This is a genomic window from Colwellia sp. MB3u-8 (assembly GCF_014076985.1).
Lineage (GTDB): Bacteria > Pseudomonadota > Gammaproteobacteria > Enterobacterales > Alteromonadaceae > Cognaticolwellia.
The window spans coordinates 284,399-304,793 of record NZ_JACGVA010000058.1 but is presented as its reverse complement, the minus strand read 5'-3'; the positions used below and the strand labels follow the sequence as shown (position 1 = coordinate 304,793).

The 20,395-nt window shown below is 39.5% G+C and carries 19 protein-coding genes; 10 read left to right on the top strand and 9 right to left on the bottom strand.

Translation table 11 applies throughout. The annotated features are described in order from the left end of the window. Positions 1–16: 16 nt before the first annotated feature. Positions 17–1,171, top strand: a complete 1,155-nt coding sequence (locus tag H4J54_RS06095) for an acyl-CoA dehydrogenase family protein (RefSeq protein ID WP_182190017.1) — start codon at positions 17–19, stop codon at positions 1,169–1,171. A gap of 415 nt (positions 1,172–1,586) precedes the next feature. Beyond that, positions 1,587–2,432: a tetratricopeptide repeat protein gene (locus tag H4J54_RS06090; protein WP_182190016.1), complete on the top strand. Its 846-nt coding sequence runs from the start codon at positions 1,587–1,589 to the stop codon at positions 2,430–2,432. A gap of 165 nt (positions 2,433–2,597) precedes the next feature. On the opposite strand, the gene msrA is transcribed toward H4J54_RS06090, so the two are convergent. Continuing rightward, positions 2,598–3,140 carry a peptide-methionine (S)-S-oxide reductase MsrA gene (gene msrA, locus H4J54_RS06085; RefSeq protein ID WP_182190015.1) on the bottom strand — a complete coding sequence of 181 codons (543 nt, stop codon included), beginning with the start codon at positions 3,138–3,140 and terminating at the stop codon, positions 2,598–2,600. A 355-nt stretch (positions 3,141–3,495) separates the two neighbouring features. Then, the gene (locus H4J54_RS06080) at positions 3,496–4,620 is read right to left on the bottom strand and encodes a DUF3083 family protein (RefSeq protein WP_182190014.1); all 1,125 of its coding nucleotides are present in this window, start codon (positions 4,618–4,620) and stop codon (positions 3,496–3,498) included. Between the two features lie 166 nt (positions 4,621–4,786). Between H4J54_RS06080 and H4J54_RS06075 the strand changes: the two genes are divergently transcribed. Together H4J54_RS06075 and folA are read left to right on the top strand one after the other, a co-directional pair. Beyond that, positions 4,787–5,008 carry a DUF3820 family protein gene (locus H4J54_RS06075; RefSeq protein ID WP_182190013.1) on the top strand — a complete coding sequence of 74 codons (222 nt, stop codon included), beginning with the start codon at positions 4,787–4,789 and terminating at the stop codon, positions 5,006–5,008. 401 nt (positions 5,009–5,409) lie between these two features. Then, positions 5,410–5,898 (top strand): type 3 dihydrofolate reductase, encoded by a 489-nt coding sequence (gene folA / locus H4J54_RS06070; protein WP_182190012.1) that lies wholly within the window; start codon positions 5,410–5,412, stop codon positions 5,896–5,898. Positions 5,899–6,043: 145 nt separating this feature from the next. Here the strand turns inward: folA and H4J54_RS06065 are convergent, their stop codons facing one another. The 7 genes from H4J54_RS06065 to H4J54_RS06035 all read right to left on the bottom strand — a co-directional run bounded on the left by H4J54_RS06065 (position 6,044) and on the right by H4J54_RS06035 (position 14,870). Then, the gene (locus H4J54_RS06065) at positions 6,044–8,062 is read right to left on the bottom strand and encodes a methyl-accepting chemotaxis protein (RefSeq protein ID WP_182190011.1); all 2,019 of its coding nucleotides are present in this window, start codon (positions 8,060–8,062) and stop codon (positions 6,044–6,046) included. A gap of 165 nt (positions 8,063–8,227) precedes the next feature. Further along, on the bottom strand, positions 8,228–9,046 hold the full coding sequence (locus H4J54_RS06060; protein WP_182190010.1) for a symmetrical bis(5'-nucleosyl)-tetraphosphatase: 819 nt from the start codon (positions 9,044–9,046) through the stop codon (positions 8,228–8,230). Positions 9,047–9,055: 9 nt separating this feature from the next. Further along, complete coding sequence (apaG, locus tag H4J54_RS06055; RefSeq protein WP_182190009.1) at positions 9,056–9,448, bottom strand: Co2+/Mg2+ efflux protein ApaG; 393 nt, start codon at positions 9,446–9,448, stop codon at positions 9,056–9,058. Continuing rightward, complete coding sequence (gene rsmA, locus H4J54_RS06050; protein WP_182190008.1) at positions 9,441–10,262, bottom strand: 16S rRNA (adenine(1518)-N(6)/adenine(1519)-N(6))-dimethyltransferase RsmA; 822 nt, start codon at positions 10,260–10,262, stop codon at positions 9,441–9,443. Before rsmA ends, apaG begins: the two co-directional genes overlap by 8 nt. Before the next feature lie 17 nt (positions 10,263–10,279). Next, positions 10,280–11,272 carry a 4-hydroxythreonine-4-phosphate dehydrogenase PdxA gene (pdxA, locus tag H4J54_RS06045; protein ID WP_182190142.1) on the bottom strand — a complete coding sequence of 331 codons (993 nt, stop codon included), beginning with the start codon at positions 11,270–11,272 and terminating at the stop codon, positions 10,280–10,282. Continuing rightward, entirely contained in the window at positions 11,269–12,591 is a 1,323-nt protein-coding gene (gene surA / locus H4J54_RS06040) for a peptidylprolyl isomerase SurA (RefSeq protein ID WP_404851890.1), read from the bottom strand. Before surA ends, pdxA begins: the two co-directional genes overlap by 4 nt. After that, a complete protein-coding gene (locus tag H4J54_RS06035; RefSeq protein ID WP_182190006.1) occupies positions 12,591–14,870 on the bottom strand; it encodes an LPS-assembly protein LptD in 2,280 nt (759 codons plus the stop codon). The genes surA and H4J54_RS06035 overlap by 1 nt, the downstream gene beginning before the upstream one ends. 152 nt (positions 14,871–15,022) lie before the next feature. On the opposite strand from H4J54_RS06035, the gene H4J54_RS06030 reads away from it, so the two are divergent. The 6 genes from H4J54_RS06030 (at position 15,023) to H4J54_RS06005 (ending at position 20,377) form a co-directional block, all read left to right on the top strand. Continuing rightward, positions 15,023–16,054: an aminoglycoside phosphotransferase family protein gene (locus tag H4J54_RS06030; protein ID WP_182190005.1), complete on the top strand. Its 1,032-nt coding sequence runs from the start codon at positions 15,023–15,025 to the stop codon at positions 16,052–16,054. 22 nt (positions 16,055–16,076) lie between these two features. Further along, positions 16,077–16,778 carry an N-acetylmuramate alpha-1-phosphate uridylyltransferase MurU gene (gene murU / locus H4J54_RS06025; RefSeq protein ID WP_182190004.1) on the top strand — a complete coding sequence of 234 codons (702 nt, stop codon included), beginning with the start codon at positions 16,077–16,079 and terminating at the stop codon, positions 16,776–16,778. A 36-nt stretch (positions 16,779–16,814) separates the two neighbouring features. Further along, positions 16,815–17,624: a co-chaperone DjlA gene (djlA, locus tag H4J54_RS06020; RefSeq protein WP_182190003.1), complete on the top strand. Its 810-nt coding sequence runs from the start codon at positions 16,815–16,817 to the stop codon at positions 17,622–17,624. A gap of 171 nt (positions 17,625–17,795) precedes the next feature. Next, the gene (locus tag H4J54_RS06015) at positions 17,796–18,086 is read left to right on the top strand and encodes a DUF2607 family protein (protein WP_182190002.1); all 291 of its coding nucleotides are present in this window, start codon (positions 17,796–17,798) and stop codon (positions 18,084–18,086) included. A gap of 136 nt (positions 18,087–18,222) precedes the next feature. Further along, positions 18,223–19,482 carry a hypothetical protein gene (locus H4J54_RS06010; protein ID WP_404851887.1) on the top strand — a complete coding sequence of 420 codons (1,260 nt, stop codon included), beginning with the start codon at positions 18,223–18,225 and terminating at the stop codon, positions 19,480–19,482. Then, positions 19,466–20,377 (top strand): metal ABC transporter solute-binding protein, Zn/Mn family, encoded by a 912-nt coding sequence (locus H4J54_RS06005; RefSeq protein WP_182190001.1) that lies wholly within the window; start codon positions 19,466–19,468, stop codon positions 20,375–20,377. The genes H4J54_RS06010 and H4J54_RS06005 overlap by 17 nt, the downstream gene beginning before the upstream one ends. Positions 20,378–20,395 lie beyond the last annotated feature (18 nt).

The following is a 20,395-nucleotide window of genomic DNA, read 5'->3' as shown; positions in this document are numbered from 1 at the left end:
AAAAGTGAGAAGTTTGATGGATTTGTCTCTAACTGAAGAACAAATAATGATTCAAGATATGGCCCGAAAATTTGCCGATAGTGAATTAGCACCTGTAGCCGCACAGCTTGATGAAACAAGAGATCAAAGTTTATTTTTAAAAAATTTAGCGCAACTCAATGCACTCGGCTTTATGGGCCTAAATATTAAAGCTGAATATGGTGGCGTTGAAGCAGGTAGTGTTGCTTTTAGCTTGGCGATTACCGAATTAGCGCGCGCTTGTGCATCAACAGCGGTGACAACTTCAGTCACTAATATGGTTGCCGAAGTTATTCAAGCGGTAGGTAACGATGAACAAAAAAATAAATACTTGCCAAAAATTTGCAGTGGTGAGTATCGTGCGGGTGGCTTTTGTTTAAGTGAAGCAGCGGCAGGCTCAGATCCCGCGGGGATGAAAACGCAAGCCGTTAAAGACGGTGATGACTATCTTATTAGCGGTAGTAAAATTTACATTACTAGTGGCTCGTTTGCTGATGTATTTGTGGTTTGGGCCGTTACCGACCCAGCCGCAAAAAAAGGTAAGGGTATTTCGTGCTTTATTGTTGAAGCCGGTACTGCCGGTATGACCATAGGTAAGTCGGAAGAAAAAATGGGCCAAAAAGCGTCACCAACCAATGAAGTGCATTTTGACCGTTGTCGTGTGCCAGCATCGGCCATGATGGGCGCTGAAAATAAAGGCTTTGGTGTTGCCGTGGGTGAGTTGGCCGGTGGTCGTATCGGTATCGGTTCATTAGCCTTAGGTATTGGCCTTGCTGCACTTGATTATGCTAAAGCTCATATTGTTGAGCGTAAACAGTTTGGTCAATCACTATCAAACTTTCAAGGCCTACAATGGACGTTAGCAGAACGTTATACTGAGATGGAAGCGGCACGATTGCTCCTGATGCAAGCCGCTTATACTAAAGATCAAGGTCAGCCATTTGGTATGGCAGCTTCAATGGCTAAGTTGTTTGCCGCTGAAAAGGCTAATAAAGCTTGTTATGACGCCTTACAGCTTATGGGTGGTGCCGGTTATATTAGAGAATATCCATTGGAGCGTATGGCGCGCGATGTGCGTGTAACATCAATCTATGAAGGCACCAGTGAAATTCAAAAAGTGATCATTGCTCGAGAATTATTGCAAAAAACCTAAGTGTTTACCTCGGTAATTTAAAACGGAGATGAGCTTTGCTGATGTCCGTTTTTTTATCTTTGTTTTTAGGTGAATAAACAGACTAGATCAGGATGTGCAAAGCAAAGCTGATGCTATTTAACGGTTTGTATTATAGCGGATGCAGCAGTATAAATAATCTCATATAAGAGCATTAAGGCTTAGCAGTTTAAGTCTTAGGGTTCTAAAGGTTAGTGCTTTAAAATTTAGTGTCTAACATTTTGACCCTGTAACGCATGTTCTAAGCTAAAAGTTTTGCGATCACGCTGTAATCCTCAACTGTCTGTTTTTGACTTGCTCTTTGTTGAGTCGCTATAAATATTTAGCCCAGTTGCTTGTATCTTTGGTGCTTTGCCCCAATTTAAAGACATATATCTTTATTATTGGAACGGCATTGATGACAAATTCTCTTGCGATCAACTTAGAAAACTTTCAACAAGTTATTATTGAAGAATCAAAAACTAAACTGGTATTGGTCAGCTTTTGGGCTCAGCAAATTCCAGAAAGTGTTGCATTGCGCGACAAGTTGGCGATGGCATTAGCTAATTGTAGCGACACGCTCTTATTTAGCACAGTCGATTGCGAAAGCCAGGGGCAAATTGCTCAGCAGTTTGGTATTCAAAGCCTACCAACGGTAATTTTAGTACAAGATGGTCAGCCAATTGATGGGCTAACTGGACCACAAACAGATGCAACAATTAATGAATTTTTGGATAAATATTTACCGAAACAGCAAGATGTTTTATTAGCAGAGGCGAAAACACTATTAGCAGAAAATAAAGTGTCGGAAGCATTTCCTATTATCACTCAAGCCTATCAGCTTGACAATGAACGTGCTGATATTAAGTTAGTGCTATCAGATGTTTATATTCAAACCGGTAAGATTACTGAAGCAGAGGCACTACTCAAAAGTATTAAAATGATCGATCAAGACAGTGCTTATCAATCATTAATGGCAAAATTAGAATTAGCTACGCAAGCTGCAGACTCTCCTGAAATTCAAGCACTTGAGCAACAGTTAGCCAGTGATGCTGATAATGTCCAATTACAACAAAAATTGGCGGCGCAATATAGCCAAGTTAATCGCCATGACGATGCACTGACGATGCTGTTTTTGTTAGTGCAAAAAGATGGTGCCGACATCGCTAGTAAAGACTTATTGCTTGATGTGCTTAAATCGTTACCTGAGGGTGACGCATTGGCGAGTAAATATAGACGTAAGCTTTATACCTTGATGTATTAAGTTGTTAGCTTAATCTAGCACGGATTTAAAACTAAGTTAGCCTAACTTATACTGGGTTTTACTCAACGCATAGCAAGTAAATTGTTATGCGTTTTTTATGAGCAAATTTTTATTATTTGTCAGACAAGGCGAGTTAAATTACTTGATGTTATATCGCTATAGCGATTAAGTTTCATTTTTTAACAAGTATGAAAACTCACTTAAAAACGTTTGAATTTTTTTTGCTACAACTAGCTGACAATACTTATTTTCTGGGTTGTTGGTGACATAATCTTGATGATAGTCTTCCGCACTGTAAAAATGAGTGGCGGCTTTAACGACAGTGACTATCGTTTGCTCAACGTATTGCTGTGCATGCAATTGAGCAATTTTTGTTTTAGCTACCACTTGCTGTGCAGGGGTGTGACATAAAATCGTTGAGCGATATTGACTACCGATATCATCACCTTGACGGTTCAGCGTTGTCGCGTCGTGAATAGCAAAAAAAACCGTTAATAGCTGCTCAATAGCTAACTGCGATGGGTTAAACGTTATTTGTACTACCTCTGCGTGATTAGTGATACCGCTACAAACCTGCTCATAGCTTGGCTTGATAATATCGCCATCTGCATAACCGCTGGTTACCGATAGCACACCTTTAATTCGGCTAAAAATATTTTCAACGCACCAAAAACAGCCGGCGCCTAAAGTAATGGTTTCTATGCTCACGGCTCATTTCCTTGTTCAATTTTGCTTAGGGTGACTGAAAGTGGATTTCCAGCACAAAATAAAGACGTTTAGACGTCTATGCTCTTTATTTTTCAAAAGATAACACTTAGACGTTTAGATGTCTATATTTTTTATTTTTTACGTTATTGTCGGTATTAGCCGAGTCAGTAGTAGTGTTGATATGGTTTTTAGGCAGGCAGACAGCTATGGGGACGTTAGCATGAGTTCATTCAACTCAAGTTAACTATCTATGTCGTTAACTATCACCATGATCTCATGTTATGCGATCAGTCTGGTGATCAGTAAATAAATGACCTAGAGCTAGGCTTGTAGTTAGCTCTAGGTGTTATAACTATCAGTTATCATGCGATAAGTTATAGGCAATGTGTTGATGAAAGCGTAAGGTTAATTGCTCTTTTTCGGTTGGCATTTTGAGCTCTGTGGCAAATAAATGCATGGCTTGTTCTATTTGATTGACAAATTTTGCATAGTTTTGTTCTTCGCCATTATGGCAATTAGCAACAAAGATCAGTTGCACGTTATCAACCAATTCATGCGCTTGCCATCTACTGACAATACCACAGGGGCTTTGTTTTGGGTTGTAGCCTAACATTTGCAATTCTCCAACTTTCGAGACTAAATCATGCAAACTATGTCTAACAATAGGCACTAAACCATTAGCGATAAGTGCACCATTATTTAAGTTAAAATGTTTTGCTACCAATGAAAAAGTGTCGGTTAAATAAGTATAAAGTGGGTTATAGGGATCGGTTGCGGCGGGATCTATGTCAACTAGCTCTGAAATTCTATGATCAAGGGTTAAGTCGACTATGGCGTAAGTGATTGATGACATATTTTCTGCTAATGTAACATCTTGACTCGCATACCTTTGTTTTATTGGTCTAAATTTATGAGCTTGGCTAGTTTTGTAGCCTTTATTTTTAGCCAAAATGTCGTAAGTAAGATGTTGGTGGTCGCGCATGCGGATACCGGTGATGGGTAAGTCTACTTGCTGGGAAAAATGTTCTAATAGTACTTTTACCCTTTGATGGAAATTGGCCGCTTCGGCCCTGATATCAGGTCCAGATGCTAAAAATACTAAGGTAATTTTTTTTGCTTTGATATTGGCATCAAAAAATGAATTTTGCAGTACATGCTGATTTGGATCGTAATAAAAGATGATTTGTTGTTTTGTTTGCCATTGGTGCATTTCTTGGCTGTAACGGACACGGACCAACTTGTCGTTGGCAACCAATATGCTGTTTTTAATGCCATAGTCGTTACTTAAGGTAAACAGTAAGTTTGCCAAGGTTTGATAACAAGCATAATAATTTATACTACCGCTATGATTAACCTGTGTCGGTAATTGCGAAAGTAGTTGCTCTGTTAAGGTGAATTCGGCCAAAATATACTGATTGTCACGGGCATTAGTCGGTATATAAGCTTTTACTGCAGCATTGCGTTTCCTAACCATTGACATAATAATTCCCCAAATAAAAATTTAGGCATCATCTTGATACCAATTAAGTGTAAATATAAGCAAGACTATAAACACTCGCTGTGACATTTTTATGTCAAAGCATCAACGCATGAGCAATAACTAATAACTAATAAAATGTAGAGGCTCAATTGAGCATGGGTAACTTATGTCGATAAATAATAATGCAGATTTAATTGCGGCGGTAAATCAGATCATGCCATTTGGAAAGTATAGCGGCAGAAAGTTGCTGCAACTGCCTGAGCCTTATTTAGTTTGGTTTCACCGTAAGGGATTTCCAGAAGGAAAGTTAGGTCAACAGTTGGCACTCATTTACGAAGTTAAGCTTAATGGTTTAGAAGCTATGTTAAAACCTTTATTAAGGGGGTAGGGTTATTTGTAGTGTCTTGTTATTAATGCAGTGTAGCCTTATTTACATTAATTTTTAATCTGATTTATGATTTTAAGAAGGGTATATAAACACATTTTTTACACAGTGCCGTATTATTTTTAGTGGCAAGTTATGCACTTATTATTTGCATCTAAGCTTGATATAAAGCCTTGAGAGTGTAAGAGGTGTTATCGGGTAACTTACATTTATACTAGGGCGTAGTTGAATATCTTCAGAATTTTTTCCACAAGTTCTTTCCACAAGTTTTATCCTGAGTTGTGCTACTTTTTTTTATCAGTTTTTCTAACCCTGCTTTGTAGCACGACAATTGCCGCTTTTTTGTTGTCAGTAATAACGTATAATCTTTTAAAATTTAGCTGTCCGATAAAGTAAAAAAAACTATGACCATACTTTCAATGATAGTGGCGCATGCCAATAACCGTGTAATCGGTAAAAACAATGACATGCCTTGGCACCTGCCGGCCGATTTGGCCTATTTTAAAAAAACGACTTTAGGTAAGCCCATTATTATGGGGCGAAAAACTTACCAATCTATTGGTCGGGCTTTGCCGGGGCGGAAAAATATTGTTATTTCCCGTGACGATAACTTTCAAGCCGAGGGTGTCGAGGTGGTTAATTCTGTTGATGCCGCTTTAGCTTTGGTTGTTGATAGCGCAGAAGTGATGGTGATTGGTGGTGGCGCTATTTACCAACATTGCTTAGCGGCGGCGCAACGACTTTATATTACTCATATTAATGCGGATATTGATGGCGATACTTACTTTCCTGAATATGATTTAACTGTTTGGCAAAAAATTGCTAGTGATATTCGCCCCAGTGATGAAAAAAATCCATATCAGTTAGATTTCTCGGTGTATGAAAAAGTTTAAAGATAAGCTGGGCATAATAGCTAAGGGATTAACTATTACTCAGCGGCCAATAAATTATAGCCATTTGATATAAATATCTTTAGACACAAAAAAGAGCGCCTAAGCGCTCTTTTTTGTTATTTAAGCTTTGAGACTAAGTAAAAAACTAAAGCTTAAATTCTCGTACTGATTGTTGTAATTCTTCAGCTAAGCGGGCAACTTCACTGCTGGCCTCTGCCGTTTGCTTTGAGCCAGCTGTTGTTTGTTCAGCAATAGTGACAATTGACTCTAGGTTTTCGCTTATTTCATGAGCAACAACACTTTGTTCCTCAGCTGCTGTGGCTATTTGCGAGCTACGGTCAAAGGCTTCATGAACCGCGTGTGTAATAGTATCAAGTGCTTGTTCGGCTTGAATACTTTGTTCAACACAGTTCGTTGCTTGCTTTTTACCTGTATTCATCACTAACACGGCTTTTTCTGAACCGGTTTGTAGTACTTCAATCATATTTTGAATTTCTTGGGTAGACACTTGAGTTCTGCTCGCCAAGGTTCTCACTTCATCAGCGACCACAGCAAAGCCTCGACCTTGCTCACCGGCACGAGCAGCTTCTATTGCTGCGTTTAGTGCTAATAAGTTGGTTTGCTCTGCAATACCTCTGATCACATCAAGAATGCCACCAATTGATGCGCTATCTTGTTGTAATTTATTAATGACTTGTGAAGCAGACTCTACTTCATTAGCTAACAGCTCAATAGTTTGGCGGTTATGACCAGAAATAACTTTAACCCGCTCAGCTTCGTCATCAGCATGTTTGATTTCAACTAAGGCATCATTCGCACTTGATAACACACTTTGTGCCGTACTGCTCATTTCAGTGGTAGCAGACGCCGCTTGTTCTACTTGCGTGCGTTGCTCTTCAATAGCTTTAGTACTTTGGGCGGTTACTGTCGATGTTTGCTCAGCCGCTGTTGCTAGCTGGGTTGAACGACTAACAATACTTTGAATTAAGTTGCGTAAACTATCGATTAATAAGTTGCAGTTAGCGGAAAGCTGGGCGAACTCATCATTGCCACTTTCATCTAGTTTGTGAGATAAGTCACCAGAAGCAACAATATTGAGCATTTCATTTACTCGTCTTAATGGGCGAATAATGCTCGTTAAGGTTACCCACGCGATCACTATAGCCAGCACAATAGAAATTAAGGTGATAATAAGGGTATTAAGTGTGCCGTCAGATACTGACGTTTTCACTAAATCGCCAGTGGCAATAGCTGTTTTATTAGCTAAATTTACTTGTGTGGCCAATATGGCATTAGCACTATCAATACCATTTTCTGCAAGTTGTAAACTCGTCTTTGCCGTGGCAACTGCGTTTAGTTGATTATTTTTATGGGTGAAAATTCTCCCACTGCCAATGAGGTAACCTTGCAATGCTGAAAAGCTATCGGTTAACTCATCAGCAATATTAGTTACATTTTTTTGCTTTAATTCATTCACTACATCATAGATTGATTTCTCAATATCATTAAATGTGTTTTCGATTTGACTGGCAACCAGTGATGCAGATTGTTGATCTTTAATGTCATGATAATTCAGTGATGAACTCACCATGCTATTGAGTAAAGTTTCTAAGCGTTCGGCTAAACTAACCGCACGTTGTAATTTTGTTGTAGCAAGTTTATGGTCGCCAAGATCTAATAAAATAGTCGCCATGTCGTCGGCTTTTTCTTCGATAAGATATATTTTATCTAGCAAGGTCAGGTGTTGCTCTATGGCAAATTTTCTATTGCGAAGTACAGTGTCGATTTCTTTCTCTAAGCTGTTGTAAACTGGATCTACTTCACGTAAATTTTTGATTAAACTAGCTTCGTCTTGAACAATATCTTTCAAACGGTTGAGCTGAGCTCTAAATTCACTTTTTTCAGTATCAAAAGCGTTAAAATTTTCTGCCAATGGTGCTAGTGCTGTTTGGTAATATGCACGCAGCGTTAGGTTGCCAATACGGGCTAGATCGTTCGCTAACTTGTTACTTGATTTTAACGTCGGTATCGCTAGTTCATTTTGCTGCTTTGTCGCATCGCCAATAGTATTTAAACTATTCCATGATATTACGCTGGTTAAAATGAGTAAAAGTGAAATAATGGTGAAGCCACCAATTATTTTTGTTGCTACGGTTAAGTTCATAGATCCCACCAATATATAAATTAAATCATACTTAGATCACACAATAAATAATAAGCGTTAGTATTTATCTAGGTGATCATTCATTATTATTAGACTACAAAGGAATGTACACATATCTTTTGCTAGTATAACAAGCTAAATTACATTTTAAACCAATGCTATGCATTATTTTTTTTTAATATGTGCTTGTTCAATAAATATTTTTTTATCGTGCCATCTCAGTATCGTCAGGTGTTGTCCCCAAACACAGCCAGTATCAAGTGCATATATATTACTGGCTGGGCAATAACCCATCAAAGCAGCCCAATGGCCAAATATCCATTGGGTATTATCATTAATATGACCAAAATCAAACCAAGGTGATAATGCTTTTGGGGCGCTGCTGGGACTTTCTTTACAGCTAAAATCTAAACTACCGTCAGCGAAGCAATAGCGCATACGGGTTAGCGAATTGATGGTAAATCTAAAGCGAGCAAGTTCATCGTCTGCCTTTAGCCAACTGATAGGTTGTTCGCCATACATGCTGCTTAACCAGGTATGGCTTGCTGAAGAGGTTAAATGCTGTTGTGCTATTTTGGCTTGTTTAAGTGCTTGTTGAGGTGTCCACTGCGGGGAAAGCCCCGCATGGCTCATATAAGTTTCTTCATCAGGCAGTTTTTGAATAAGTGGCTGTTGAATTAACCAGTGCATTAGTTCTGCTACGTCTGGAGCTGATAATAATAGCGCTAGATGATCTTGCTTTTTGACTTTTTTAATACCGTGATAAACGGCAAGTAAGTGTAAGTCATGATTACCTAAAACCACTTTAGCACTTTGCCCAAGCGATTTAATAAAGCGCAAGGTTTCAAGAGAATTAGGCCCGCGGGCGACTAAATCACCGGCAACATAAAGTTGGTCGCTAACATTAGAAAAGCCCACTTGAGTTAATAAAGCCTTTAGTTCGCTGTAGCAGCCTTGAATGTCACCGACGAAATAAACAGCCATTAGTGCTCTCTAGTTTAAGATATTGGGCTTTGCTAAGCGAAACAGTGGGATTTCAACTTGCACTAACTTGGCTGATTTTCTTTGCATTTGGTAGTGCCCTTGCATATTACCCAAGGGAGATTTTAATACACAGCCACTGGTATAGGTAAAATTTTGGCCGGCCTTAATAAAAGGTTGCTGACCAATAACACCTTCACCTGATACAGTGCTAGATTCACCGTTAGCGTCAGTAATTAACCAATAGCGACTGAGTAGTTGCACAGTTTCAACGCTGTTATTTGTTACTGTGATAGTGTAACTAAAGACAAATTGTTGTTCGGCTTCGATAGATTGTTGCGCTAGATAGTCACTAACGACACTGACCTCAATATCAGCAACTCTTGCTACTTGGTTATCATTCATTGTTAAGCTCTATTGGGTTGTCAGTAACAAAATTAGCTAACATGACAAAATCGGCTAAGGCTAAATTTTCAGCACGCAGTCCCGGGTCAATACCTAACGCCGTTAACTGTTCAGCAGAAATCAGTTTTTTAAAGCTGTTACGAATAGTCTTGCGACGCTGATTAAATGCCGCTAAACAAACTTTATTGAGCGAGTTAATATCCTTAACAGGATTTTTAATCACTTTATGCGGTATTAATCTGACAATAGCCGAGTCTACTTTAGGCGCGGGCTTAAAGGCTTCAGGGCCTATTTCCATCACAGGTATAACTTGGCATTGGTATTGTGTCATGATCGACAAACGACCATAAGCTTTACAGTTTTCACCCGATGCCATGCGCTGTACCACTTCTTTTTGCAGCATAAAGTGCATATCTTTTACTTTGTCTTTAAAAGTCAGTAAGTGAAAGATCAGCGGGGTTGAAATGTTATAAGGCAAATTACCAAAAATACGTAATGGTTTTTCGTCACTGGCTAATTGGGCAAAATCAAATTTTAAAGCATCTTCTTCATAGATAGTTAATTTAGCCGCTAAAAATGGATGATGACGTAATCTATGTGCTAAATCTCGGTCTAACTCGATGACGCTGAGTTGACCCGCACGATCGATAACAGGTTCGGTAAGTGCGCCTAATCCAGGGCCAATTTCAACTAAATTTTCATTCGGCTCAGGGTTGATAACGTCAACAATATTGCTGATGATGGCGTCATTATGTAAAAAGTTTTGTCCAAAGCGTTTTTTGGCTTGATGACCCAAATGGGAATTTTTACTCATAGTATTTTTTGCTCGAATTAATCTTCTACATGGTTGTTAGCTAAGGTTATCGCTGTGTTTATTGCTTCTTTGAAACTACCCACATCTGCCTCATCGGTGCCAGCCAAATCTAAGGCGGTACCATGATCAACAGATGTTCTAATGAATGGCAGTCCTAAAGTAATATTTACCGAAGAGCCAAAACCTTTATATTTAAGTACCGGTAAACCCTGATCATGAAACATAGTCAATATGGCATCAGCATCATCCAAGTATTTAGCTTGGAAAATGGTATCAGCAGGTAAGGGTCCAATAAGGTTCATGCCTTCTAAACGCAATTCGTCTAAAGCGGGGATCATCACATCGATTTCTTCACGGCCCAAATGACCGTCTTCACCGGCATGCGGGTTGATGCCACAGACATAAATCTTAGGATCATGAATGCCAAATTTATCAATCAAATCTCGATGTAATATACGCGTCACTTTTTGTAGCCTTTCGTGTGTGATGGCTTTAGATACATAGGCTAAAGGTATATGAGTAGTGACTAACGCAACTCTTAATCCTTCTGTCGCTAGCATCATTACCACATCAGAACAGTTTGCTTGATTAGCAAAGTATTCGGTATGGCCGCTAAACGCGATGCCGGCTTTGTTGATTAAACCTTTATGAACAGGGCCAGTAACTACCGCATCAAATTCGCCAGAAATATTTTTCTCACTGGCAATACGCAAGGTTTCGACTACGTAGCGACCATTGTTAGCGTTAAGTACGCCAGGCTCGCAAATATCTTCCAATGCCACCGGTAATACCATCAGTGTTCCGGCTTTATGCGCCGTTATTTCATCATCGGCGTTATAGGGCTTAATGATCAGTGGCAAGTTTAATAATTTCGCCCGTGCTATTAATAACTCAGGAGATACGACCGCAACCATTTGTATAGGCCAATCTTGCTGCGCGACTTTTATCATCAGATCTGGGCCAATACCTGCAGGCTCTCCTGGTGTTATTGCTATTCGTTTTAACACTATTTCTTACCTATTTCTAAAACTTCTATATACGCTTCGTCACGTAATTCTTTGATCCAACGTGCGCCTTCCATACCGAATTTACGGTTGTAAAGCAGTTGGTAGACGCGGTTCTCATTCATTTGCTCAGTGGCATCTAATGTTCTACGACCAGTTAATTTAGCAATGTGCCAACCAAATGATGAACGAAAAGGTTTATGCACTTCATCAATATCTAAACTTGCCAATGCTTCGGCAAAGGCGGGATCATATTTACTTGGCTCTGACCAACCTAAGTCGCCACCACGTACAGAGGTAGGACCCTCAGAGTACTCTTTGGCAAGCTCAGCAAAGTCAGCTTGACCAGCATTTAATTTTTCGACAAAACCTTGTAATAAAGCTTCCGCTTTGGCTTCACTGAGAATAATTGAGGGCTTAATTAAGATGTGGCTTGCTTTTACTTCTTCAACTTCCATGGTTTTACGACCACGAATATCGACTAATTTGACGATACTAAAACCTAAGCCAGTACGTATGGGGCCAAAAATACTACCCTTTTCTTGACCATCAACTATTTCAGAAAATAAGGTCGGCATTTCATTAATCGTTTTCCAACCTAAATCACCACCATCAAGGGCATTTCCGCCGCCAGATGAGGTCATAGCAATATTAGTAAAGTCGCTGCCGTTATTTAATAATTCAAGCACTTTCTCAGCACGTACTTTAGCCGCGCTGATATCCACTTGCTTTGGATTATTAGGAAACTCAATTAAGATATGACCTAAACGGTACTCTATATCAGCATTAGTTTGTTCTTTCATGACAGACAATAGGTTAGCGACTTCTTGTGGTGAGATATAAATGCGTCGACGTAAACTAGCGCGTCGAACTTCGCCTGAAATTAACTCGTTACGAATATTCTCACGATATTTTTCATAATCTAGGCCATCTGCAACAAGCGATTGGCGCAATTCTTCAAGTGATTGCTTATTCTCCTGTGCCATATTTGATATGGTTTCATCAAGTTGGGCATCACTGATCTGAACGCCCATGCGCTCACCCAGTTGCGAGATTATCGCGTCATTAATTAACTTTTCCATTACTTGAACACGTAAAGCGCGATCTGATGGTAAGGTTTGGTTATTTTTTTTTGCTTGTATAGTAACAGAGGCGATCAGGTCTTTAACTTCAGACTCTAATACAACACCACTATTAACTACCGCTGCTACTCGGTCAAGTTCAACCTCAACGGCCATACATTTCCCCAGTGAGCTTAAAATAAACACCGAGCTAAGCAGTAATAATTTCAATGAATTTTTCATGTAACGTAGGTTTCTTTTAATTAGTTATTGAGGAAGTAAGGGCGTTTATAGCCGAATATACTTGAATTAAACATATCTCCAACACTGTTGGACGATTTTTTGCTATTTATACCATTATATACAAACTGAATATTAAAACTGCTATCAAATGCATCTCGATTTTCGTTTATGTTACTCGTGTCGTCAATGGTCGAATTAATATTGCGATGGTAGGTAAAGCGAATACCCCAACAGCAGCTACTATATTCAAGGCCAGCATAACTCTCGATACTGCGTTTACCTTGTAAGTCTTGGCTAAATCGGCCAACAATTTGCCAGCGCTGTGCAATCTTAATATTAGTGGCTAAAGACATTTGCTCTAATGACTCTCCTGAGACATCACGAGCATATCGATGGTTCAATTGAATTGTTTGATTATCGGAAAATAAATAATCAAATGAGGTTTGACTTTTATTCGTCACGCCTAAATCGCTGTTGTATTGAATGTCAGAACTAAATTGCCACTGGCGATTTATGTGGACAAAAATATCGGCAGCGAATGCTGATTTATCCACTAAAGCATCTTGGTCGCTATCGTCAAAGTTACTATCGTTTAAATAAACGATTCGTCCTAAACTAAAGCGCAGCACTTCAGTATTATCTGCAGTTAATAGTCGACTTGTTACCCCCCAAGATATTTGATTGGCTTGTGCTATGCGATCAATGCCGCTGAAACGGCGGTCGCGAAATAAGCCATTATAGTCATCTTGCAAGGTGGTTGTATCGTAAATACCGATATTGTTTTGCTCTTTATCTGGAATATAAAGATATTGTAATTGCGGCTCTAATGTGTGGTTATAGCCTTGATTAAATAAGCTTAGGTTGCGGTCGAAGTTTACCCCACCATGGAGACGTATTTTTGGTAAAGTTCTGCTGATGTTTTTTTCTAACAGACTACCACTACTAATATTTTTCTGGCTGTAATTGGTTTGAAGTACTTTAAATTCTGAATTTAAAAACCAGGCAGGGGTAACTATGGGATATAACAAGCCCGCTTCTACATGGTACCTTTGTGCGGTGGGCTTGGTTTTATCCGCGGTATCAAAACTTGAAAATTCAGAATAAAGATCAAAAATACCATCAAAATTAGCTAATGATTGCTGAAGGCTGAATTCTATTTGCGGTAAGGTTTTGTAACTCAGTTGATGGTTTCCCAAAAGCTCAAAATCTTGCATTTTTATCGTCGTTTGCCAGTTATCTGCAAAATAGGCAAGCTCGCCAATTTGATAAAGATAAGCGTCATTGGCGCTAAATTGATTACTGCCTAAATCAACCAGGTAATTATCATCACTGATAGCGGTGTAATCAACATGGGCCCTAAATCGCTCTGAAAATGTACCAATATGCTGAAGTCGTGCTAAATATCGTGCATTATCACTATTAATCAGTTTTGTGTCTTTATTGAGATATTCAACATCAATTTGCCCTGATTGTAAGTCTTGCAAATACCTAAACTGAGTAATTAATTGTGTGCCTCTTTGTGACATATAACGCGGTGTGATGGTTGCATCCATGTTTTCTGCTATGTTGACATAATAGGGGGCCTCAACCTCTAAACCTGAACTATTGGACGTACTGATTGTTGGGTATAAAAAGCCTGACATTCGGTCATTACTGAGTGGCATAGTTAAATAGGGAATATATAAAATCGGGATATCGAAAAGGCTAAAGCGTGCATGATAAGCCTCAAGCGATTTTTTATCTGATGAAATGGTAATTTCACTGGCCCGCATTTGCCAATCAGGTACGGCGTCGTAACACGTGGTAAAGCTTGAGTCGAGAAAGCTTAAGGTTTTACCATTGCCATTAATGTTGATTTTTTTCGCATTGCCATGGCCAGCAGAGCCATTGAGTTGATACGAAGCTGCGTTCAGTGAGGTAGTTTTTTGCAGCTGGTTGATATTGAGCGAGTCGGCAAATATATCAATGCCTTTATTTTGAAAGTGAATGTCGCCATTTGCATCGACTGTAGCTGTATCGCGGTTGACCGTTAATTGATCAGCAACAACCGATTTATCTTGATTTAATAAAGTAACGCCACCGGTAAAGTTCGCATATTGACCTTTTTTAATGGCCGAGGTTGTAGAGATAATAGTAAAGTTTTCGTTAGCCTGCTTACCGGTGCCGTCAGCAATATTTGCGTAGAATGGAATGGGGCATTGGCTGGCTAGATTAGTATTTATTTCAGTATTTTGCGCCTTGCTACCAAATGTAAACGATATTAGGCAGACAAAGATAATTTTGTTTAGGGAAAAGCGCATTTATGGTCCGGGTAATTAACTTGAAAAATACAAAGCCTAGATTTAGAACGGCATTTTACCGCTAATAGCAATAATATAGCAATTTTCATTAGTCTGCTAATTAGTTATATTGGCATAATCATTGGCATAATTTTTTTTAGAGCGATATTTCATTGAATAACTTAAGAACTAGAGATTTATTACAGTGGCTAGAAAGTCACTTTCCGGCGGAAAATATTAGCCTAATCCCCTTGACTGGAGATGCAGGTTTTAGACGTTACTTTCGCTTTCATAATAATAGTCACAGTCATGGTCATAATATTAATCCCTGCTATATAGCGGTTGATGCGCCAGTAAAATTATCAAATAATCAAGCGTTTGTCGATGTGCAGCAAATTTTGCAGGACCTTGGGGTAAATGTGCCTAACATGATAGCCGTGGACCTTAAAAACGGTTTTCTGTGTCTGAGTGATTTTGGTGACACGGTATTGGCTGAAAGACTATCAAGTGAAAACATGCAGCATTACTATGCCAAAGCGATTATTGAACTGAGCAAGATGCTTAAATGCAAAGCAGCAGTCTTTGCAAGATTGCCTGATTATAATGCAGCATTTATCCTGACTGAATTGGCAATATTTAGCGAATGGTTGTTAGAAAAACACTTAGGAATTTATTTAACGGATGATGAGAAAATAGCATTAAACGCTTGTTTTGATGTTCTAGTTTCTGCCATTATTGCACAGCCTAAGGTTTTTATGCATCGTGACTATCACAGTCGAAATATTATGTTGTTGGCCAATGATAAACTGGGTGTGATTGATTTTCAAGATGCAGTAAAAGGCCCGGTTATTTATGACCTGGTGTCGTTACTTAAGGATTGTTACGTACGTTGGCCTAAGCCGTTAATAACGCCATTGATGGAAGATTACCGCCAACAAGTACAAGACTATTTTCCTGATGAAAACCTAAGCAAAGAAAAGTGGCAATATTGGTTTGATTTAACCGGACTACAACGCCATATAAAAGCCAGCGGTATTTTTGCCCGCTTGCATCATAGAGATAACAAGTCAGGGTATTTAGCGGATATTCCACTTACTTTGACCTACATACAAGATGTTAGCGCACAATATGATAAACTCAATTTTTTGCATGAATTGGTCACTCAACGAGTCATGCCAGCAGTAAATAAACGCAGTGGATTTTAAATTAAATTTTGGATGATTTTTCATGAAAGCAATGATCTTAGCCGCAGGCCGAGGCGAACGTATGCGGCCCCTAACAGATGATTGCCCTAAGCCATTACTGCAAGTTAATGGCATCCCCTTGATTGAATATCACATCAAAAATTTAGTCGCGGCGGGTATTCAAAATATTGTCATCAATCACGCTTGGCTGGGTCAACAAATTGTTGATTATCTTGGCTGTGGTAAGCAATTTTCGGCCAATATTAGTTACAGTGAAGAGCCGGTAGCACTGGAAACTGCGGGAGGGATTATTAAAGCACTGCCGATGTTAACCGCGCATGAAGATGACGTATTTATAGTGATTAATGCGGACATTTATTGTGACTATAATTTAAAGAAATTACCATTATTATCAGCTGATTGTAACGCACACTTGCTGTTAGTTGAAAATCCAGAGCACAATCGCCGAGGCGACTTTGTACTTGTTGAGGGCATGTTAGCTAATCCCAAAAGTAACCAGCAAGCCACTTACACCTTTAGCGGCATTGCGCTTTATAGAAAAAGCTTTTTTGAGCAAGAAAAGACAAGCGGGCATAAAGCCTTAATGGCACAACAAGCCGTGCAACCTTTAGCGCCGATGTTAAGAGCTGCTGCTGATCAGCACAAAATCTCAGCGAGTGTGACAGACACAGCCTGGACTGATGTTGGCACACCTGAACGTTTAGCTAGACTAAACACTATTTAAAACAGTTTTACAGTTAATTAATTATCGAGTTTTACAATGCGAATTTGGGGTAAGATTTTAGGTTTCTTGTTTGGTTTCATGCTAAGCAGGAGTATTATTGGGGCATTAATCGGTGCATGGATTGGACATCGTTTTGATAAAGGCATAGGGCTGGATTTTAGTGCTTTAGGTAGTGCTAAAAGTGATACCGAACGTCAAGCAGCATTTTTTTATAGTAGCTTTTCGGTTATGGGCTATATCGCCAAAGCGGATGGTCATGTTTCGCCACATGAAATTGCTTTTGCCAACGCCTATATGGATAAGTTGGGGTTAAAAGAGGCATTACGCCAACAAGCCCAAGAAGCATTTAGAGACGGTAAAACTACCGGTTTTCCACTGAGCGAACAATTAAAGAAATTAAAGTCTGCAGTAGGTAATCGCCGAGATTTACTATTGTTGTTTTTAGAAATTCAAATTCAAGTGGCCTTTGCCGACGGCAGTTTAGAGCAAGATGAACGTGACGCACTACACCAAATCGCTAAGGGTTTAGGCTACTCAGCGCAAGAGTTAGATAAATTATTAGAAATGATTATTGCGGGTGCAAACTTTCATCAACAAGGCCAAGGTGGCTCAAATCATAGTTTTGCCCAATCAGGAAAACAATTGGAAAATGCCTATAAAGTACTAGGTGTGACGGATAAAAATTCAGCCAGTGAGATTAAAAAAGCTTACCGTAAACTGATGTCTCAGCATCACCCTGATAAATTAGTCGCAAAAGGCTTACCCCCTGAAATGATGGAGACTGCCAAACAAAAAGCGCAAGACATTCAAGCCGCATATGAGTTGGTTACTGCACAAAATAAGTGATGAGAGCCAGAAAAATTAGCATTTTACCGCGCTTATCCGTGTGGTTACTTAAACACTTGCGATAGAAGTACCGTTAATTGTGTTAAACGGTACGCGCTCTGCTTGTAAGATAAGTTGTAAGTCGCGTACACTATTACTGAATTTTATTCATTCACTCATTGGGTAGCACAAATGTACTTTTCAGTAACTAACAGGCGATTTATCGCAATATGGCTCAGTGCTATATTGTTATTTTTGTCTGTGGCTGCTGCTGCGCATAGTGTTGAACATATTGATGATGGTGCTAAAACTCACTGTACTTTGTGCTTTCACCAGCATCAATTTGATCAAGTACTGCCGCAGCATGACGTCAAACTTGGGTTTATTTCTCAACCGATTGAACAAACCACTAGTATTCGACCAATATTAACACTCACTCAAAGTGTTACTTACCTTAGTCGTGCCCCTCCTCTAACACTCTAAAACCTCTTATACCTAGTTGATAACATTAATAATCAAACCGGTATTTTTTAACAATTTAAAGTTTTACCAAGCGCTTGCTTTTAATTAACACGCGATTTGTGTATTCGTATTTAATTTATTTTAGAGATTTTTAACAATGAAAAATTTTCAATTTTTAGCTAGCCGCTTTTCGGCAAAGTTGCCGATAAAATTAAGCGCAGCAATGGTTATATCTAGCTTTTTCCCTCTGCTTTCACAAGCGCAAACACCGACACTCTCTAACCTAACCGTCAGTGCGGTTTTAGATGGTTATTATCAAAGTGAAGATCGCCTGATGACAGAACGAGCAAAAGGTTTTGGCATTGGTGAAACTGAACTGGCATTTAGTGCCAGTATTGATGATATGTTCTTTGGTAAACTCACCACAGTTTTCGAATCACATGATGGTGAAACTGAAGTTAACGTTGAAGAAGCCTTTATTCAAACTATGGCCCTACCTAACGGCTTTACCGTACGTGCAGGTAGGTTTCTATCAGATATTGGCTATTTAAATAACCAACATCTTCATAGTGACTCTTTTACCAGTAGACCCAGTGCTTATCGAGCATTTTTAGGTGGGCATTACTTCGACGATGGCTTGAGATTTAGTTACATTGCCCCCACGGATTTGTATTGGACTATGGGCGTAGAAGCCTTTTCAGGTGATAGTCTTAGAGCAGCTGATGAGCATGGTGAACGAGTGTTTGACAGCACAGGGGTTTATAGCGCTTTTACTAAAATCGGTGGCGATATTTCCATTGAAAGCTCATGGCAGTTAGGGGTGAGTTATTTACGTAATGAAAATGGCCAATTAACGCCTGAAGAGCATGAAGAAGACCATGGAGCAGCAGCCGATGAAGCCGTAGCTGAAAACCCAGATGATCATGCGCATGCTGCAAGTTACACAGGAAAAAATACCTTTATAACTGATTTTGTTTATAAATGGGCACCTAATGGTAATTATAAATATCAACATTTAACCCTAAGTGCTGAGTACTTTAGAGTCAGTGACTTTATGGTTCCTGAGCTTCATGAGGTGCTTGCTGGGGCAGCAGACCATATTGAGGGGGGGGAAGCTAATAGTAAAGATTATCATCAAGCTTGGTATGTCAGTGGTGTTTATCAATTCTCACCGAATTGGTCGGCAGGATTACGTTATGGCAAGCTAGATAGTCAATTGCAACATGAAGGACACTTTGATCAACAAACACTGAAGGAAACTGAGCTCAGCGTCGCTTGGCACAATAGTCACTTTTCTACTGTGAGATTAGAGTTTAGTCATCAGAGTAATATTGGTTTTGAAAATGCGAATAATGACAATGTTATGACCTTACAATATGTTATGACAATGGGAGCACACAATGCGCATCAATTTTAAATTACTATTAGGCAGTGCTTTACTGACCTTAAGTCACTGTGCTTTGGCGCAAATGAATATTTTTGCTTGTGAGCCTGAATATGCCGCTTTAGCGAAGGAACTTGCGCCAGATGCTCGAATATATTCAGCTACAACCGCGATGCAAGACCCACATCAAGTGCAAGCTCGGCCAAGTTTGATTGCTAAAATGCGCCAAGCAGATCTGGTGATCTGCGCCGGTGCTGAATTAGAAGTTGGTTGGTTACCTATGTTGCAAATGAAAGCGGCTAATGTGCAAGTGCGTAGCACAGACAAAGGTTTGTTTTTTGCGACAGAGCATGTAAAAACCTTAGATCAAATGAGCAACGTCGACCGTAGTATGGGCGACGTACATAGCTTAGGTAATCCGCATGTACATTTTTCGCCACAGCGTATGCTAACTATTGCTCAAGCGTTAACCGATAAGTTAATTCAACTTGATGAAAAGCAAAGTGCTGGGTATCAGCAGCAGCTAAGTCGTTTTACGGCACGTTGGCAATTAGCCATGACCCAGTGGCAAGTCAAAGCGCGTGATTTGCAGGGCATGAAAGTGATTGCGTATCACTCAAGTTTTCGTTATTTGTTTGACTTTGCCAATATTGAACAAGTAGCAGACTTAGAGCCTAAACCCGGCTTGCCGCCAACCAGTAGCCACCTTGCAAGCTTGTTGAAACGGGCTAAAAAAGGTGATATAGCGGCAATTATTATTGCGTCTTATCAAGACCAACGTGGCGCGCATTGGTTAGCAGAAAAGTCTAATTTACCCGTTATTGTATTGCCACTATCGGTCGGTGGTAATGAGCAAAGCAATGATTTATTTAGCTTATATGACAGTACGCTAGATTTATTGACGCAAGCATATCGCGCACAAAAATAATATTAGCTGTTAGGGGGA

Bases quoted from the DNA above. Each gene is read 5' to 3' on its own strand.
- H4J54_RS06095 (WP_182190017.1), top strand. From the start codon at position 17: ATGGATTTGTCTCTAACTGAAGAACAAATAATGATTCAAGATATGGCC.
- H4J54_RS06090 (WP_182190016.1), top strand. From the start codon at position 1,587: ATGACAAATTCTCTTGCGATCAACTTAGAAAACTTTCAACAAGTTATT.
- H4J54_RS06080 (WP_182190014.1), bottom strand. From the start codon at position 4,620: ATGTCAATGGTTAGGAAACGCAATGCTGCAGTAAAAGCTTATATACCG.
- H4J54_RS06075 (WP_182190013.1), top strand. From the start codon at position 4,787: ATGTCGATAAATAATAATGCAGATTTAATTGCGGCGGTAAATCAGATC.
- folA (WP_182190012.1), top strand. From the start codon at position 5,410: ATGACCATACTTTCAATGATAGTGGCGCATGCCAATAACCGTGTAATC.
- H4J54_RS06065 (WP_182190011.1), bottom strand. From the start codon at position 8,062: ATGAACTTAACCGTAGCAACAAAAATAATTGGTGGCTTCACCATTATT.
- H4J54_RS06060 (WP_182190010.1), bottom strand. From the start codon at position 9,046: ATGGCTGTTTATTTCGTCGGTGACATTCAAGGCTGCTACAGCGAACTA.
- apaG (WP_182190009.1), bottom strand. From the start codon at position 9,448: ATGAATGATAACCAAGTAGCAAGAGTTGCTGATATTGAGGTCAGTGTC.
- rsmA (WP_182190008.1), bottom strand. From the start codon at position 10,262: ATGAGTAAAAATTCCCATTTGGGTCATCAAGCCAAAAAACGCTTTGGA.
- H4J54_RS06035 (WP_182190006.1), bottom strand. From the start codon at position 14,870: ATGCGCTTTTCCCTAAACAAAATTATCTTTGTCTGCCTAATATCGTTT.
- murU (WP_182190004.1), top strand. From the start codon at position 16,077: ATGAAAGCAATGATCTTAGCCGCAGGCCGAGGCGAACGTATGCGGCCC.
- djlA (WP_182190003.1), top strand. From the start codon at position 16,815: ATGCGAATTTGGGGTAAGATTTTAGGTTTCTTGTTTGGTTTCATGCTA.
- H4J54_RS06015 (WP_182190002.1), top strand. From the start codon at position 17,796: ATGTACTTTTCAGTAACTAACAGGCGATTTATCGCAATATGGCTCAGT.
- H4J54_RS06010 (WP_404851887.1), top strand. From the start codon at position 18,223: ATGAAAAATTTTCAATTTTTAGCTAGCCGCTTTTCGGCAAAGTTGCCG.
- H4J54_RS06005 (WP_182190001.1), top strand. From the start codon at position 19,466: ATGCGCATCAATTTTAAATTACTATTAGGCAGTGCTTTACTGACCTTA.